This window comes from Lysobacter korlensis, from assembly GCF_042434515.1.
Genome location: NZ_JBHLTG010000006.1, coordinates 241335 through 256969 on the forward strand (window position 1 = coordinate 241335; position 15635 = coordinate 256969).

Sequence of the window (15635 nt, forward strand, 5' to 3'; positions counted from 1 at the left end):
GAGATGTCGATCTTCCTCGACGAGAACTCCCGGATCATCGTTCAGGGCCTCACCGGCTCCGAGGGCACCAAGCATGCGACCCGCATGCTCGCCAGCGGCGCCTCCATCGTGGGCGGCGTCAACCCCCGCAAGGCGGGCACCAGCGTGGAGATCGGCGGCCAGTCGCTGCCGATCTACGGCACGGTCGCCGAGGCGATGAACGACACCGGCGCCAACGTGTCGGTCATCTTCGTGCCGCCCGCCTTCGCAAAGGACGCCGTGATCGAGGCCATCGAGGCGCAGATCCCGCTGGCGATTGTGATCACCGAGGGCATTCCGGTGCACGACTCGGCGGCGTTCTGGTCCCTCGCGAAGTCCAAGGGCGGCGTCACGCGCATCGTCGGCCCGAACTGCCCCGGCGTCATCAGCCCCGGCAAGTCGAACGCAGGGATCATCCCCGCCACCATCACCGGCCCTGGCCCGATCGGTCTCGTGTCGAAATCGGGCACGCTGACCTATCAGATGATGTTCGAGCTGCGCGACCTCGGCTTCTCCACCGCCGTCGGCATCGGCGGCGACCCGGTCATCGGCACCACCCACATCGATGCCCTCGAGGCGTTCGAAGCGGACCCGGAGACCAAGGCGATCGTCATGATCGGCGAGATCGGCGGCGACGCGGAAGAGCGGGCAGCGGAGTTCATCAAGGCGAATCTGTCGAAGCCGGTCGTCGCCTACGTGGCGGGCTTCACCGCCCCGGAGGGCAAGACGATGGGCCACGCCGGCGCGATCGTGTCCGGCTCGTCCGGCACCGCGCAGGCCAAGAAGGAAGCGCTCGAAGCAGCCGGCGTGCGCGTCGGCAAGACGCCGAGCGAGACCGCTGCCCTGATGCGCGAGGTCTTCACCTCGCTCTGAGCGGCGCCGGCTACCCAACGCCGTCGACCAGCTCCGGCAGGCGGCGAAGGAAGCGCTCGACGACCCCCTCCAGCTCCCAGCGGGACGCGTCCTCCTGGGCGCGGGAGATGCCCTCGTACGAGATCGCCTGGTACAGCTCGGTCACCGGGACCGCCAGCTCCATCGCCCGGGCGACGTCGGCGTGGGGACGGTGCCTGCGCCAGCGGGCCAGGTACGCGTCGATGACGTCGCGGTCGAGGCGGAAGCCGTCGCCCGGATCCGCCGGCTGCTCGACCGCGGACCGGGCCAGCAGCACCGCGTCCAGGAACGGATGGCCGACGGCCGCGTCGGTCCAGTCGAAGATGCGCACGCGGCTCCCGTCGTAGGCGACATTGCCGACGTGCAGGTCGCCATGGGTGAGCGTGTCGGGCAGACCACAGGCCCACAGCTCGTGCACCAGCTCCGCCATCCGCGGAGCCGCCGCACGTGCCAGGGCCTGTTCCTCTGCAGTCAGCCGTGCCAGCTCGAGGCTGTCGTGCAGCAGCATGGCCAACCCGTCGAGCACCGAGGGCGCGGCCCGGTCCGGGCAGCCGACGGCCCGCAGCTCGACAAGGTCGTCGACCGAGCGGGCCTGCAGATCCGCCAGGGTCGGTGCGAGCGCCAGGGCCACTCCCGGCTCCTGGTCCGGCTGGACTCCGCTGAGCTCCTCGAGCAGCATCCACACGCGACCTCGGCCCCGCGGGTCCGCGTCATCGGAGCCCGCGGCACCGGAGCCCGCGGTCGCGAGCACGGTCGGGATCAGCTCCCCGTGCCGCTTCGCGAGCAGCGCCGTCACCGCCGGCTCCGCGTCGAAGCCGCCGCCGGTCGCCTTGAAGTACACCGTGCCGGAGTCCGTCGCGACGCGGACGATCGCCGACAGGCTCCACATGCGAGTGACGATGCTGTTGCCGGTGCGCCGCCTGCCGACGGAGTGAAGGGCCGCGTCGATCCATTCGTCGACCGTGTCCAGCCAGCCCGGCGAGTACCATTCGGGGCGGCGGGGCGGCGCCGGCGCCCAGCCGAAGTGCTGCCGCGCGGCCGTGACGACCGCCGACCGGACGGCTGGCCCAAGCTCGTCCGGCGTCGCCTGTTCGGCGGTGAGGCCGCTCACCGCGATCCATTCGCCAGGCGGGCGCGACGGCGTCCGCCCGGCGACGGTGTGCACGAACACCTCGGAGCCGACACGGTGCACCGGCCCGGTGAACCTGTCGGCGCAGACGCGGTCGAGCACGTTCCGCTGCGAGTCCGGCTCGAGCAGCACCGGCAGCATGCCCGACTCGAGCAGCACGTCACCGTCCGACAGGAAGGCAATGATGTCCCGCGACGGCATCCCGGGACGCTACCAGGCGCCGCGGAACGGTCGCGCTGAGCACTGGGCCTGCGCACCCGTTGGGAAATCGGGCCGGCACAGCGGGGGAGCGTCGCTGCGCGGCGGCCCCCGGGTACCGTCGAGGGGATGAACCGCGCGACCACCGCCATGCTCTCTGCCTTCGAGGCGGTGCTGGTGATCGCCATCGGGGTCGGGCTCGCGTTGGCGCCGCTGACGGTGATGTGGGCGGTGCACTACGGGTTCTCACTCGACTGGCTGGTGTTCTGGCGCGCCGCAGTCGACATCTGGCTGCTCGGGCACGGGGTCGACCTGCGGCTGACTCTCGACCCGCTCACCGCGGCGTCGCTCGGAACGGCGGGCGCTGCCGAGCCGGTGACAGTGACGATCGCCGCCCTCGGATTCGCTCTCGTCACCGTGCTGTTCGCGGTCCGTGCGGGCCGCCGGATCGCCCAGTCGCCGCACCGGCACACGGGTGAGCTCGCGGCGCTCGCAACCTTCGCGCTGCTCTCCATCGCGCTCACGATGAGCGCCGACTATCCCCTGGCGCAGCCGTCGCGCTGGCAGGGCGTGGTGCTGCCCGCCGCGGTCTTCGCCGGTGGCATGCTCTTCGGGTCGACCCGGGAGCGGCTGCGCCGCCCGCGGGAGGACACCGGCAGCTCGCTGCGCGACTGGATCGAGGACTGGGTGCCGGCGGCGCGCGCGATGGCGACGACCGCGCTCCGCGGTGGGGCGGCGGCGGCGGCGTTCGTGCTCCTGGTCTCCTCGATCGCCGTCGCGGCGCTCGTCGTGCTGTCGTACGCCGAGATCATCACGCTGTACGAGCGCCTGCACGCTGACGTGCTCGGCGGCGCCGTGCTGACCCTGGGGGAGCTGGCATTCCTGCCGAACCTCGTCGTCTGGGCCGCTGCCTGGTTCGTAGGGCCGGGATTCGCGATCGGGACCGGCTCCGCGGTGAGCCCGCTCGCCACCACGCTCGGCCCCGTTCCCGCCATCCCGCTCCTCGGCGCGATCCCGGCGGGCGAGACGTCGTTCGGGTTCGCCGGCCTTGCGGTGCCGGTGATCGCGGGGTTCGTCGCCGGGGCGGTGACCGGGCGCGCTGTGCGTGATGAGTCGGCTGCGACGAGAGCGGTGACCGCGCTCGGAATCGGCGCCGTCGGCGGCGTCCTCCTCGGCGCCCTCGCCGCCGCATCGGCGGGTGCGGCAGGACCGGGCCGCCTCGCCTCGGTCGGCCCCGATCCGCTGCTGGTCGCCCTCTTCGGGGCGATCGAGATCGGCGTGGCGGCGCTGCTCGGGATGGCCACGCTCGACATCGGTCGCGGGCGGCGGGCGCGCGCGGACACCACATCGTCGCTGGCGGACGTCGAGGGCTGAGCCCCCGCGGGCTCGAAGCGGCTCCGGCCGCCCGCGGTAGGCTTTCCCGGTGCTTCGTCTCGTCGTTCTGATCTCCGGCGGCGGATCGAACCTCCGGGCGCTCCTCGAGGCGGCCGAAGACCCGGAGTTCCCCGCGCACGTCGTCGCCGTCGGCGCCGACCGCCCGGCCGACGGATTCGAGCACGCGGAGCGCTACGGCATTCCGACCTTCGACGTCAGCCCCACCGCCTTCCCAGACCGCGACGCGTGGGGTGAGGAGCTGCTCCGGCAGATCCGCGTCTGGCAGCCGGACCTCGTCATCCTCAGCGGCTTCATGCGTCTGCTCCCGGCCGGCGTGGTGGACGCGCTGTCACCGAACCTGATCAACACCCACCCGGCCTACCTGCCCGAGTTCCCCGGCGCGCACGCTGTGCGGGACGCGATCCAGGCGGGCGTCCCGGAGAGCGGGGCCAGTGTCATCGTGGTCGACGACGGTGTCGACACGGGGCCGGTGCTCGCCCAGCGCCGGGTGCCGGTGCTGCCGACGGACACGCAAGCCACGCTGCACGACCGCATCAAGGTGGTCGAGCGTGAGCTGCTGCTCGACGTCGTCGTGGGCGTGGCGACCGGCCGGATCGATCTGAGGGAATGGGTGAGGGCATGAGCGCAGCCGCGGGAACGAACGAGGAGCGGACGGAGCGGAACGCCATCCCGATCCGCCGGGCGCTGATCTCGGTGAGTGACAAGAGCGGGCTGCTGGAGCTCGCCGGGGCGCTCGCCGGGGCAGGTGTCGAGATCGTGTCGACCGGGTCCACTGCGCGGACGATCGCGGAGGCCGGGCACGCCGTCACCGAGGTGAGCGAGGTCACCGGCTTCCCGGAGTCCCTCGACGGCCGGGTGAAGACCCTCCATCCGAGCGTGCACGCCGGCATCCTCGCCGATCTCCGGCTCCGCTCCCACGAGGCGCAGCTGGAGGAGCTGCAGGTTCGGCCCTTCGAGCTCGTGGTCGTCAACCTCTACCCATTCGTCGAGACGGTGGCGTCCGGAGCGCAGGGGGACGCGGTGGTGGAGCAGATCGACATCGGCGGCCCGGCGATGGTGCGTGCCGCGGCGAAGAATCACGCGAACGTGGCGATCGTCGTGTCGCCCGCCGACTACGGGCAGGTGATCAAGTCGCTGACGCTCGGCGGCACCACGCTGGCCCAGCGCCGCCGCCTCGCCGCTGCCGCCTTCGCGCACACCGCCGCGTACGACACCGCGGTGGCCGAGTGGTTCGCGATCCAGGGGCCGACCACGGACGACGCGGTCGGCGCAGAAGCGGATGCCGCAACCGGGTTCGAGCCGGAGTTCCGGATCGCGCTGAGCCTCGCCAGCACGCTTCGCTACGGAGAGAACTCGCACCAGGCGGCCGCCCTCTACCGCGACCGCGACGGGCGTGGCATCGCCCAGGCGGAGCAGCTGCACGGCAAGGAGATGTCGTACAACAACTACGTCGATGCTGATGCCGCCGTGCGCGCCGCATACGACTTCGAGACTCCGGCGGTCGCCATCATCAAGCACGCCAACCCGTGCGGGATCGCCACGGCGGACAGCATCGTGGCGGCATACCGGCTGGCGCACGAGTGCGACCCCGTCTCGGCGTTCGGCGGGGTCATCGCGAGCAATCGCGCGGTCAGCGCCACGATGGCGGAGCGGATCGCCGACGTATTCACCGAAGTCGTCATCGCGCCCGGCTACGAGCCCCTGGCGCTCGAGATCCTCCGGGCGAAGAAGAACATCCGCCTGCTGCAGCTCCCGGACGGGTACCGCCGGTCGCCGATCGAATACCGCCACATCTCCGGCGGCGCCCTCGCACAGACGGTCGATCAGCACTTCGCCCCGGCGACCGAGTGGCAGCTCGTCTCCGGTTCGGCTGCGGACGAGGCGACGCTCGCGGACCTCGAGTTCGCCTGGCGGGCCTGCCGGGCCGTGAAGTCGAACGCCATCCTGCTGGCCGCCGGCCGCGCGTCCGTCGGCGTCGGGATGGGGCAGGTCAACCGCGTCGACTCCTGCCAGCTGGCCGTCTCCCGCGCGGGGGACCGCGCTGCGGGCAGTGTCGCCGCGTCAGACGCGTTCTTCCCCTTCGCCGACGGGCTGCAGGTGCTGCTGCAGGCCGGCGTCCGTGCGGTGGTGCAGCCGGGCGGCTCGGTGCGCGACGCGGAGGTGATCGCCGCAGCGGAGGCCGCCGGCGCCACCATGTACTTCACCGGCGAACGCCACTTCTTCCACTGACGGCTCCTCAGGACCCGGGGGAGGGACAGGAAAGGCCGGAGCCCGAGAGCTCCGGCCTGTTCTCTGTCGCCAGGTGTCAGGAGTTCTGCACGTTGTCCTTGGCCTCCTGGGTGCGGCCCTTGACGTCTTCGGCGGCGGACTGGCCCTCGGCCTTGACCGCCTCGACGCCCTCCTGAGCGGTGCCCTTGACGGCGTCGACCGCCTCCATCGCCGGCTCCTTGAGGTTCTGCGCGGCCTCCTTGGCGACCTGCGTCACCTCCTGGGCGAGCGGCTGCGCGGCCTCCTTCGCCTGCGAGGCGAGCTCTCGCTCCTTGCTGCTGGCGGGGATGAGCGACGCGGCGAGCCAGCCGACGCCGAAGGCGATGAGCCCGACGGCGAGCGGGTTGCCCTGCGCGGTCTGGACCGCCTTGGCGGGGGCGTTGCGGACGGCGGTGCCGACCGAGCTCGCGGCGGACGACACGGTGCCTCCGACGGAGGACGCCATGTCGCCGACGGACTCGCCGACGCCGGATGCGGCGTCACCGGTGCTGCTCTTGGCGTCGTGCGCGACGCCCATCACCCGGTTCTTCACCGAGCTGAGCTTGTCCTTCACCTTGTCGGTCCTCCGCTGCACGATCTTGGCCGGGTTCACCTTCTCGGCGAGCACGTCCACGTCGTAGCTGAGCTCGTTCCGGGTGCGCTCGATCTCCTCGCGGATCGCGTCCGGGTCGCCGGAGTTGAGCACATCGTCCGAGCGGGTCATCGGCACGTCGGTGGTGTCGCGGGTCACCGACGGGTCGGTGGTGCCGCGCGCCAGCGGGTCGTTGGTGCCGTAGGCATCAGGTCCATTGAGATTCGTCATGTTCGGTCTCGATTCACTTGAAGGTTTCGGGGATTTCTTTGATGGTTTCCGCGGTCTGCGGGGCGCCCTTGATCTTCTGGAACTCCTTCTTGCCCTGCAGTGCCAGGATGATCGCGACGATCGCCCAGAGGACGGCGACGATCACTGCCGACCAGCCGAGGCTCTCGATCAGGTCGCCGAGGCCCCACCACAGGGCGATCGACAGGAAGAGCAGCACGAAGTGCCCGGCGACGCCGGCGCCTCCGAAGAGACCCGCGCCCTTCCCGGCCTTCTTTCCCGAGTCGGTGACCTCCGCCTTGGCGAGGGCCACCTCCTGCCGGAAGAGCGTGGAGATGTCCTTCATCACCTCGCCGAGCAGGGTGCCGAGCGACGTGCGTGCCGCCTTGTCCTCCGCGCCGTTGTCGCCGCCCACGGCCGAGGCACCGGTATTCGTCATAGTCGGCTGCCTTCCGTGCCCTCGTAGCCGGCGCCGGGCTCATACCCGCCGCTCACGCCGCCGCCGCTGAGGCCGGTGCCGGTCGCCGGTGCTGACACCGGCGGGAACGCCGTCTCGCCCGCGACCTCTGGGCTCGGCGCCAGCGGGCTGTCGACGTTGGTGGTCGGCATCACGGAGGTCGTCGAGGAGTCGGCGAACGATGCTTCCGCCTTCTCGGCTTCCTTCGCCTCCTTGGCCTCGGTCACCAGCGAGGTGGTGAGCCGGCCGGCCACGATGCCGGCAAGTGCGGCGATGGCGATGAAGGTGCCCGGACGACGCGAGGCGAAGCTCTTCACCTCGCCGAGCAGGGAGCCCGGGTCGCGCGACTCGAGCCAGCTGGCCGCCGAGTCGGCGCGGTCGGCGACCGCGCGGACGATGGACAGCGCCGGGCCCTCTGTGGGCGTGCCGGTGCCGGAGGCCATCGAGTTCAGCTGCTCGCCGAGAGAGCGGATGCCCTGCGCGACGCGCTGCTGCTGGGTGTCGGCCTGCTGCTTCAGCTCACTGCCGGCCTGGCTGGCGAGTCCTCGAACCTGGGTGGCCGCCTCGGAGGTGACCTTCTTGGCCTGCTGCTTCGCGGTGCCGGCGACCTGCTTGCCCGCCTGTGCGGCATCCTGGGCGACGCCTGCAGCCTCCTGCTTGGCGGTGTCCTTCTTGCCTGTGCCACCGGTCTGCGTGTTCGTGGCGTCCAGCGAGATGTCCTCATAGACCGGGGTGCTGGGATCCGGTGTGAACCCATCTTGTGAATACGTGCTCATTGCATCCCTTTCCTTACGTGTTCTCCACACGATTTCGTGCCGCGCTGGGAAACGCGGAGCGCGGCTTTCCTCCACCATGCGTCGCACGCCTGAAAGCGACACCATCCCTGAGAGCATCCCCAGCAACCTGCCGACCGGCGTCCAGGCAGCATCCAGAAAGCACGATCTCTGATCGAGTAGTTGCGCCGCGACAGATCGCACGCATAGGCTGGAGGGCTCCGGCCGCGCGACAGGTTGACCGGAGCTTCGGGAGACACGGGAGGCCGCCATGCGATTCGAGACCATGCAGCGCAAAGCGTCCTTCCTGGCCGTCGGCGTCAACGCCGCCCTCCGCCTCCGGACCCCGTCCGCCGCCTAGCGGCCCGGTCCGGGCGCACCGCCCGCCAGCACGCCACCGAAGCCCCGCTGGGCTGCGGAATCCTGTCACGAACCATCCGAGCCCGCCGACGACCGTCGGGCCGACTCCCGGAAAACACATATGCCTGCGCCTTCTGAGCCCTCTGGCGGTCCGACCCTGTCCACCTTCAAGTCGATCGCCCGCATCTATCCGTACGCGCGCCCGGCGATCCCGCGCATCGCGCTCGGCATGGTCGCGGCCCTCATCGGCGCGCTTGTCGCCCTTGCGATCCCGCAGGTGCTCCGCTCACTGGTCGACGGGCCGCTGAAGGACGGTGACGGCAGCGCCGTGTGGGCCACGGGTGCCCTGGTGCTGGGACTCGGCGTGCTCGAGGCGGCGATGGTGGCTCTCCGTCGCTGGTTCGTGCTGGTGCCGAACACCGTCGTCGAGCGGCGGATGCGCACCGAGCTGTACGCGAAGCTGCAGGACCTGTCGGTCTCCTTCCACGACCGGTGGCCGAGCGGGCAGCTGCTCTCCCGGATCGTCAGCGATCTCAACCTGGTGCGGCGCTGGCTGAGCTTCGGCCTGGTGCTGTTCGTCGTGAACATCGTCACGATCGTCATCGGCTTCACAGTGCTGATCAGCATCAACTGGATGCTCGGCGTGCTGTTCGCGGTGTGCTCCATCCCGCTGTGGATCTTCGGCTACTTCTTCGAGCGCAAGTACTCGGTGGTGGCACGGCGCAGCCAGGATCAGGCGGGCGACCTGGCCACGACCGTCGAGCAGTCGGTGCACGGCATCCGGGTGCTCAAGGCCTTCGGCCGCGGCAAGCACGCCCTCCTGAACTTCGCGACGCAGGCGGACGACTTGCGGAAGACCGAGCTGGAGAAGGCGCGAGCGATCGCCGGGATCTGGCTGTGGCTGCTGCTCGTGCCCGACGTGACCTTCGCGCTGGCGCTCTTCGGTGGCGTGGTGCTCGCCGCGGACGGCCAGGTGAGCGTCGGCGAGCTCGTCGCGTTCTTCGCAACCGCCACCGTGCTCCGCTTCCCCGTCGAGTCGATCGGGTTCCTGCTGGCGATGACGTTCGACACGCGCACCGCGATCGACCGCTTCTTCGAGGTCATGGATGAGCCGGTGACCATCACCGACCCGGAGCACCCCCGCACCATCCCACGGCCGCACGGCCACCTGGTGTTCGAGGACGTGCACTTCCGCTACCAGGACTCAGCCGACTCGTACCCCGATCTCATCGACGGGGTCGACCTGGAGCTGATCCCCGGCGAGACGATGGCGCTCGTCGGCGTGACCGGATCGGGCAAGACGACGCTCACCGCGCTCACCTCGCGGCTCTACGACGTCACCGGCGGGCGGATCCTGCTCGACGGCGTCGACATCAGGGACCTCTCCCGGGCGGAGTTGCGCCGGCACATCGCGATGGCATTCGAGGACGCGACACTGTTCTCGGCGTCGGTGCGCGACAACGTGCTGCTCGGCCGCCCGGACGCGACCGACGACGAGCTGAAGGAGGCGCTGGAGATCGCGCAGGCCGGGTTCGTCTACGAGCTCCCGGACGGGCTCGACACCGTCGTCGGGGAGGAGGGGCTCAGCCTCTCCGGTGGGCAGCGGCAGCGGCTCGCACTGGCCCGCGCCGTCGCGGCGAAGCCGGCCGTGCTCGTGCTCGATGACCCGCTCTCGGCGCTCGACGTCGACACCGAGGCGCTCGTGGAGGCCGCCCTGCGCCGGATTCTGGCGTCGACGACCGCCCTCATCGTGGCGCACCGCCCATCGACCGTGCAGCTCGCGGACCGGGTCGCGGTGATGGAGGACGGCCGGATCTCCGCGGTCGGCAAGCACTCCGAGCTGCTCGCCACCAGTGAGCACTACCGGTTCGTCATCTCCAGCTTCGAGGACGACAGCGCCGATCAGAAACCTGAGAACGAGCGGGAAGGGGTGCGCGCATGAGCGTCGTCGGCGTCGAAGGTGAAGAGCGCGAGGACCTCAGCCGCGCGGAGAGCCGCTCCGTGCGGAAGCGGTCGCTGCGGCTCCTCGGCTCGCTGCTGCATCCGCTCCGGTGGAAGGTGGCCCTCGCTGTCGTCGTGGTGGTGGTGGGCACCGCGCTGCAGGTCGCGGGGCCGGCGCTGATCGCATTCGGCATCGACGACGGACTCCCCGCGCTGAGAGACGATGAGAACTGGCTGCCGATCAGCCTGACGGTCGGCGTATTCCTCGTCGCCGCGATCGTCGGTGCCGCGTTCGCCGCCTGGTACACCGTGCTCACCGCGCGGATCAGCCAGTCGATCCTGCTCGACCTCCGCAAGCGGGTCTTCCTCCACACCCAGCGACTCAGCCTGGAGTTCCATGAGAAGTACACCTCTGGGCGCATCATCGCGCGGCAGACGAGCGATCTCGACTCGATCAAGGAGCTGCTGAACGAGGGCATCAACCAGCTCATCCAGGGCCTGCTCTACATGACCTTCATCGTTCTCGCGCTGTTCAGTCGCGACTGGGTGAGCGGTGTGATCCTGCTGCTCGCGCTCATCCCGCTCGCCGGGCTGTCGCGCTGGTTCCAGGTGATGTCGCAGAAGCTGTTCCGCCGCACCCGCGTCACCTCGGCGCGGCTGATCGTGCATTTCGTCGAGACCATGACCGGAATCCGTGCGGTGAAGGCGTTCCGCAAGGAACGACGCAACGAAGACGAGTTCGGACGGCTCGCGGAGGACTACCGCGACGCGAACGCCAAGGTGATCCAGGTGTTCGGCACGTTCGATCCTGGGCTGGTGCTCATCGGCAATGTGACACTCGCCGCCGTGCTGGTCGTCGGCGGACTGCGGGTCGCGGATGGCGCACTGGAGATCGGCCTGCTGCTCGCGGCGCTGCTCTACACGCGGTCGTTCTTCGCGCCCGCGCAGGAGATGGCGATGTTCTACAACGGCTACCAGTCGGCGGCCGCGGCGCTCGAGAAGATCTCCGGCGTGCTCGAGGAGCAGCCGAGCGTTCCGGACCCGAAGGATCCGGTCGACCTGTGGACGTCGAAGGGGCACGTCCAGTTCGACAACGTTCGATTCGCGTACAAGAGCGACCGCGTCGTGCTGCCGCGGATCGACCTCGACATCCCGGCCGGGCAGACGATCGCGCTCGTCGGCACCACCGGCGCCGGCAAGTCGACGCTCGCGAAACTGGTGTCGCGGTTCTACGACCCGACCGAAGGCTCCGTGTCGCTCGACGGGGTCGACCTGCGCCGGCTGCACCCGAAGGATCTCCGTCGCGCCATCGTGATGGTGACGCAGGAGGCGTACCTCTTCTCCGGCACGGTTGCGGACAACATCGCGCTCGGGAAGCCGGACGCCACCGCCGAGGAGATCGTTGCGGCCGCGAGGGCGGTCGGCGCCGACACCTTCATCCGGGCACTGCCCGACGGCTACGACACCGACGTGAACAAGCGCGGCGGGCGCGTGTCGGCGGGCCAGCGGCAGCTGATCTCGTTCGCGCGCGCATTCCTCGCCGATCCCGCGGTGCTCATCCTCGACGAGGCGACCGCATCGCTCGACATCCCGAGCGAGCGGCTCGTGCAGCAGGGGCTGCAGACCCTGCTCGCGGACCGGACCGCGATCATCATCGCGCACCGGCTGTCGACGGTGTCCATCGCGGATCGGGTGCTCGTCATGGAGCACGGGGAGGTCATCGAGGACGGGTCACCCGACGAGCTCATCGGCGGTGACGGCAAGTTCGCGCAGCTGCACGCAGCCTGGCGCGACTCGCTGGTGTAGCCGCGGCGGTGGCAGAAGCTCAGCGGGGAGTGTGGCGCGCTCGCGCGAGGTCTACGCGCCAGGTGCCCGCGGCGGTGCGGACGATCGGGGTGCCCTCCGCGCGGTAGTGCTCGAGCGCCCGCGCCTCATGCCCCGCGGCCGCGTGCCCGCTGGCGCGCACCACCCGCCACCATGGCACGTCGGAGCCGTAGTACGCCATCACCTGGCCGACACCGCGCGCCGATCGCGAGCCGATCGCGGCCGCGACGTCGCCGTACGTCATCACCCTCCCCGGAGGGATGGCGTCGACCGCCTCCAGCACGCGGGAGACGAAGTCCGTGCCGCCGTGGGTCTCCGTGCTCAGGGCGCCAGCTCCTTGGCGCCCACGACCTCGCCGAAGAGCTCCTCGCCCGTCGGGACGAAGCCGCACTTCAGGTAGAACGGCTCCGGTCCGCCCTCGCCACGCTCCCACAGCACGGTGATGCGGCGGACACCGCGGGCCCGGGCCTCCCGCTCGACCTGCTCCACGGCGAACCGTCCTACTCCGCGTCCCTGCGCATCGGCGGCCACATTGAGGCGCCAGATCCCTGCCCGGAACGCCTCGATCTCATGGTCAGGGTCGAAGTTCGCCATCACGAAGCCGACGACCGTGTCGCCGTCGAGGATCACCCGCGGCCACGCGGTCGGGTTCACATACGCCTCGGCGATCGACTCGACGACGGGCGCGACGAACCGCTCCTGTCCCTCGGCGACGCGCAGTTTCACCGCGGCCGGCAGGTTGTCGACGCTCAGCTCCGCGAGCTTCAACCCAGTGGTCACTGCCGCCCGTTCAGAGCTTCAGCGTGCCGATGCGCTCGCCGTACTGCGTTTCGCCGGTGATCTCGAAGCCGATGCTGGTGAAGAAGCCCTCGGGGCCGTCCTCGCCGGGATCCCAGATCGCGTTCAGGGTCTCGAACCCACGGGAGCGGGCCTCCTCGGCCAGCGCGTGCACGGCGAATCGTCCGATGCCCTGGCCCTGGGCCTCCGCCGCGACGTTGACGCGCCAGACGCAGCTGCGGAACTCGGGCTGTTCGGCGTCCGGGTCGAAGTTGCCGCGGATGAAGCCGACCACGTTCTCCCCGTCGAGCACCACCCGCGGCCACGTGGTCGACGGGTTGATGTACGCATCAGCGATCGCGTATGAGACCGGCGTCACAAACTGCTCTTGCCCAGGTCGGAGTGTGAGGCTGTTCGCCGCCACGATCGTCTTCGCTGACAGTTCTTCCAGTCGCAGGTCGCCCATGACCAGAGACTAACGGCTCGGCCGAGGACTGCACAGCGCAGAATCGGCCACAGATATCTTGATGTCGAGATACCTGCGGCGGGCGGGTAAGCTGAACGACGGCCACCGGCGGAAGGAACGAAGTGTCGAAGATCAAGGTCGAGGGAACGGTCGTCGAGCTCGACGGCGACGAGATGACTCGCATCATCTGGCAGAAGATCAAGGACAGCCTGATCCACCCGTATCTCGATGTGAACCTCGAGTACTACGACCTGGGCATGGAGCACCGTGACGCCACCGACGACCAGGTGACGATCGACTCCGCCCACGCGATCCTCAAGCATGGCGTCGGCGTCAAGTGCGCCACGATCACCCCGGACGAGGCCCGCGTCGAGGAGTTCGGCCTGAAGAAGATGTGGCGGAGCCCGAACGGGACCATCCGCAACATCATCGGCGGCGTCATCTTCCGCGAGCCGATCGTCATCTCCAACGTGCCCCGTCTGGTGCCCGGCTGGACCAAGCCCATCATCGTCGGCCGCCACGCGTTCGGCGACCAGTACCGCGCCACAGACTTCACGTTCGACCGTCCCGGCACGCTCACCGTGAGCTTCGTGCCGGATGACGGCTCCGAGCCGATCGAGCACGAGGTGTTCAAGGCGCCCGGCGGCGGCGTGTCGCTGTCGATGTACAACCTCGACGACAGCATCCGCGACTTCGCCCGCGCCTCCCTCAACTACGGTCTCGCCCGCAACTACCCGGTCTACCTGTCGACCAAGAACACGATCCTCAAGGCGTACGACGGCCGCTTCAAGGACATCTTCCAGGAGGTGTTCGACGCCGAGTTCAAGGCGGACTTCGAGGCCGCCGGCCTCACCTACGAGCACCGGCTCATCGACGACATGGTGGCCGCGAGCCTCAAGTGGGAGGGCGGCTACGTCTGGGCCTGCAAGAACTATGACGGCGACGTGCAGAGCGACACCGTGGCACAGGGTTTCGGGTCGCTGGGCCTGATGACCAGCGTGCTCACCTCCGCAGACGGCAAGACCGTCGAGGCTGAGGCTGCCCACGGCACGGTGACGCGCCACTACCGGCAGCATCAGCAGGGCAAGCCCACCTCGACGAACCCCATCGCGTCGATCTACGCCTGGACGCGCGGCCTTGCGCACCGCGGCAAGCTCGACGGCAACCAGGAGCTGATCGGCTTCGCAGACACGCTCGAGGATGTCGTCATCAAGACGGTCGAGTCCGGTGCGATGACGAAGGACCTGGCGATGCTTGTCGGCCCGGACCAGTCGTGGCAGACCACGGAGGAGTTCCTCGCGACTCTCGACGACAACCTCAAGGCGCGGCTCGGCTGAGGCCGGGCCATCCGGCCATGCGGGTCACGGTCACCGGGGCCGCCGGGCAGATCGGCTACGCGCTGCTGTTCCGGATCGCCTCCGGAGCGATGCTCGGGGCAGACACCCGCGTCGATCTGCGGCTGCTCGAGCTGCCCGCGGCGGCCCGGGCGGCCGAGGGGATCGCGATGGAGCTGCAGGACTGCGCTTTTCCCACGCTCGGCACGGTGGACGTCTTCGATGACGCCGTGCCCGCCTTCGACGGCGCCGAGATCGCGCTGCTCGTCGGGTCACGTCCGCGCGGCCCTGGGATGGAGCGCCGCGACCTGCTCGAGGCGAACGGCGGCATCTTCGCCCCGCAGGGGCGCGCGCTGAACGCGGGGGCCGCTGCCGATGTGCGCGTGCTCGTCGTCGGCAACCCGGCGAACACGAACGCGCTGATCGCCGCCGCTCACGCCCCGGACATACCGGCCGAGCGCTTCACGGCGATGACTCGGCTCGACCACAACCGTGCCGTGGCGCAGCTGGCGGCGCACGAGTCCGTGCCGGTTCACCAAGTGTCGGGTGTCGCGATCTGGGGCAACCACTCCGCGACGCAGTACCCGGATCTCACCCACACGCGCGTCGACGGCCGGCCGCTCGGGCTCGACCGCGGCTGGTATGCGGACGAGTTCATTCCGACGGTGGCGAAGCGGGGAGCCGCGATCATCGAGGCGCGGGGCTCGTCGTCCGCGGCGAGTGCGGCCAGCGCGGCGATCGATCACGTGCGGGACTGGGTGGCGGGCACTCCCGGCGGCGAGTGGACGTCCGCGGCGCTGCCGAGCGACGGCTCGTACGGTGTGCCGGAGGGTGTGGTCAGCTCCTTTCCGGTTCGCAGCGTCGCGGGGGAGTGGCGCATCGTCCCGGGGCTCGAGATCGACGCATTCTCGCGGGAGCGCATCGACGCCTCCGTGGCCGAGCTCGTCGAGGAGCGGAACGCGGTGCGCGAGCTGGGTCTGCTCGGCTGACGCCGGTCGGCGATCC

At 70.1% G+C, this 15635-nt stretch carries 15 protein-coding genes; 8 read left to right on the forward strand and 7 right to left on the reverse strand.

Annotated features, from left to right (window positions below; genetic code table 11):
• The first annotated feature begins 3 nt into the window (after nucleotides 1-3).
• Nucleotides 4-891 (forward strand): succinate--CoA ligase subunit alpha, encoded by an 888-nt coding sequence (sucD, locus tag ACFFGH_RS23465; protein WP_386672864.1) that lies wholly within the window; start codon nucleotides 4-6, stop codon nucleotides 889-891.
• A gap of 10 nt (nucleotides 892-901) precedes the next feature.
• On the opposite strand, the gene ACFFGH_RS23470 is transcribed toward sucD, so the two are convergent.
• Nucleotides 902-2239, reverse strand: coding sequence for a phosphotransferase family protein (locus ACFFGH_RS23470; protein ID WP_386672866.1), 1338 nt, complete (start codon nucleotides 2237-2239; stop codon nucleotides 902-904).
• Nucleotides 2240-2365: 126 nt separating this feature from the next.
• On the opposite strand from ACFFGH_RS23470, the gene ACFFGH_RS23475 reads away from it, so the two are divergent.
• Genes ACFFGH_RS23475 through purH form a run of 3 tightly spaced genes read left to right on the forward strand, consistent with a single transcriptional unit; the run spans nucleotide 2366 to nucleotide 5860 of the window.
• Complete coding sequence (locus ACFFGH_RS23475) at nucleotides 2366-3610, forward strand: cell division protein PerM (RefSeq protein WP_386672868.1); 1245 nt, start codon at nucleotides 2366-2368, stop codon at nucleotides 3608-3610.
• A gap of 49 nt (nucleotides 3611-3659) precedes the next feature.
• Nucleotides 3660-4253 (forward strand): phosphoribosylglycinamide formyltransferase, encoded by a 594-nt coding sequence (gene purN / locus ACFFGH_RS23480; RefSeq protein WP_386672870.1) that lies wholly within the window; start codon nucleotides 3660-3662, stop codon nucleotides 4251-4253.
• Nucleotides 4250-5860, forward strand: a complete 1611-nt coding sequence (gene purH / locus ACFFGH_RS23485) for a bifunctional phosphoribosylaminoimidazolecarboxamide formyltransferase/IMP cyclohydrolase (RefSeq protein WP_386672872.1) — start codon at nucleotides 4250-4252, stop codon at nucleotides 5858-5860. The genes purN and purH overlap by 4 nt, the downstream gene beginning before the upstream one ends.
• Nucleotides 5861-5936: 76 nt before the next feature.
• Here the strand turns inward: purH and ACFFGH_RS23490 are convergent, their stop codons facing one another.
• The 3 genes from ACFFGH_RS23490 to ACFFGH_RS23500 are packed head-to-tail and all read right to left on the reverse strand — an operon-like array spanning nucleotide 5937 to nucleotide 7931.
• A complete protein-coding gene (locus tag ACFFGH_RS23490; RefSeq protein ID WP_386672874.1) occupies nucleotides 5937-6701 on the reverse strand; it encodes a DUF3618 domain-containing protein in 765 nt (254 codons plus the stop codon).
• 13 nt (nucleotides 6702-6714) lie between these two features.
• Nucleotides 6715-7137, reverse strand: a complete 423-nt coding sequence (locus ACFFGH_RS23495; protein WP_386672876.1) for a phage holin family protein — start codon at nucleotides 7135-7137, stop codon at nucleotides 6715-6717.
• Nucleotides 7134-7931 carry a hypothetical protein gene (locus ACFFGH_RS23500; protein ID WP_386672878.1) on the reverse strand — a complete coding sequence of 266 codons (798 nt, stop codon included), beginning with the start codon at nucleotides 7929-7931 and terminating at the stop codon, nucleotides 7134-7136. Before ACFFGH_RS23500 ends, ACFFGH_RS23495 begins: the two co-directional genes overlap by 4 nt.
• Before the next feature lie 478 nt (nucleotides 7932-8409).
• Between ACFFGH_RS23500 and ACFFGH_RS23505 the strand changes: the two genes are divergently transcribed.
• Nucleotides 8410-10230: an ABC transporter ATP-binding protein gene (locus tag ACFFGH_RS23505; protein ID WP_386672880.1), complete on the forward strand. Its 1821-nt coding sequence runs from the start codon at nucleotides 8410-8412 to the stop codon at nucleotides 10228-10230.
• Nucleotides 10227-12035 (forward strand): ABC transporter ATP-binding protein, encoded by a 1809-nt coding sequence (locus ACFFGH_RS23510; RefSeq protein WP_386672882.1) that lies wholly within the window; start codon nucleotides 10227-10229, stop codon nucleotides 12033-12035. Before ACFFGH_RS23505 ends, ACFFGH_RS23510 begins: the two co-directional genes overlap by 4 nt.
• Before the next feature lie 19 nt (nucleotides 12036-12054).
• Here the strand turns inward: ACFFGH_RS23510 and ACFFGH_RS23515 are convergent, their stop codons facing one another.
• From ACFFGH_RS23515 to ACFFGH_RS23525, 3 genes are read right to left on the reverse strand one after another with little or no spacing between them, the layout of a single operon-like run.
• A complete protein-coding gene (locus ACFFGH_RS23515; protein WP_386672884.1) occupies nucleotides 12055-12486 on the reverse strand; it encodes an MGMT family protein in 432 nt (143 codons plus the stop codon).
• A complete protein-coding gene (locus ACFFGH_RS23520; RefSeq protein WP_386672886.1) occupies nucleotides 12375-12833 on the reverse strand; it encodes a GNAT family N-acetyltransferase in 459 nt (152 codons plus the stop codon). The genes ACFFGH_RS23515 and ACFFGH_RS23520 overlap by 112 nt, the downstream gene beginning before the upstream one ends.
• A 10-nt stretch (nucleotides 12834-12843) precedes the next feature.
• Nucleotides 12844-13296 carry a GNAT family N-acetyltransferase gene (locus ACFFGH_RS23525; protein ID WP_386672888.1) on the reverse strand — a complete coding sequence of 151 codons (453 nt, stop codon included), beginning with the start codon at nucleotides 13294-13296 and terminating at the stop codon, nucleotides 12844-12846.
• Nucleotides 13297-13418: 122 nt separating this feature from the next.
• On the opposite strand from ACFFGH_RS23525, the gene ACFFGH_RS23530 reads away from it, so the two are divergent.
• Both ACFFGH_RS23530 and ACFFGH_RS23535 read left to right on the forward strand, forming a co-directional pair.
• On the forward strand, nucleotides 13419-14633 hold the full coding sequence (locus ACFFGH_RS23530) for an NADP-dependent isocitrate dehydrogenase (RefSeq protein WP_386672890.1): 1215 nt from the start codon (nucleotides 13419-13421) through the stop codon (nucleotides 14631-14633).
• A gap of 17 nt (nucleotides 14634-14650) precedes the next feature.
• Complete coding sequence (locus ACFFGH_RS23535; protein ID WP_386672892.1) at nucleotides 14651-15619, forward strand: malate dehydrogenase; 969 nt, start codon at nucleotides 14651-14653, stop codon at nucleotides 15617-15619.
• Nucleotides 15620-15635 lie beyond the last annotated feature (16 nt).

Bases quoted from the DNA above. Each gene is read 5' to 3' on its own strand.
- sucD (WP_386672864.1), top strand. From the start codon at position 4: ATGTCGATCTTCCTCGACGAGAACTCCCGGATCATCGTTCAGGGCCTC.
- ACFFGH_RS23470 (WP_386672866.1), bottom strand. From the start codon at position 2,239: ATGCCGTCGCGGGACATCATTGCCTTCCTGTCGGACGGTGACGTGCTG.
- ACFFGH_RS23475 (WP_386672868.1), top strand. From the start codon at position 2,366: ATGAACCGCGCGACCACCGCCATGCTCTCTGCCTTCGAGGCGGTGCTG.
- purH (WP_386672872.1), top strand. From the start codon at position 4,250: ATGAGCGCAGCCGCGGGAACGAACGAGGAGCGGACGGAGCGGAACGCC.
- ACFFGH_RS23490 (WP_386672874.1), bottom strand. From the start codon at position 6,701: ATGACGAATCTCAATGGACCTGATGCCTACGGCACCAACGACCCGCTG.
- ACFFGH_RS23495 (WP_386672876.1), bottom strand. From the start codon at position 7,137: ATGACGAATACCGGTGCCTCGGCCGTGGGCGGCGACAACGGCGCGGAG.
- ACFFGH_RS23500 (WP_386672878.1), bottom strand. From the start codon at position 7,931: ATGAGCACGTATTCACAAGATGGGTTCACACCGGATCCCAGCACCCCG.
- ACFFGH_RS23505 (WP_386672880.1), top strand. From the start codon at position 8,410: ATGCCTGCGCCTTCTGAGCCCTCTGGCGGTCCGACCCTGTCCACCTTC.
- ACFFGH_RS23510 (WP_386672882.1), top strand. From the start codon at position 10,227: ATGAGCGTCGTCGGCGTCGAAGGTGAAGAGCGCGAGGACCTCAGCCGC.
- ACFFGH_RS23525 (WP_386672888.1), bottom strand. From the start codon at position 13,296: ATGGGCGACCTGCGACTGGAAGAACTGTCAGCGAAGACGATCGTGGCG.
- ACFFGH_RS23535 (WP_386672892.1), top strand. From the start codon at position 14,651: ATGCGGGTCACGGTCACCGGGGCCGCCGGGCAGATCGGCTACGCGCTG.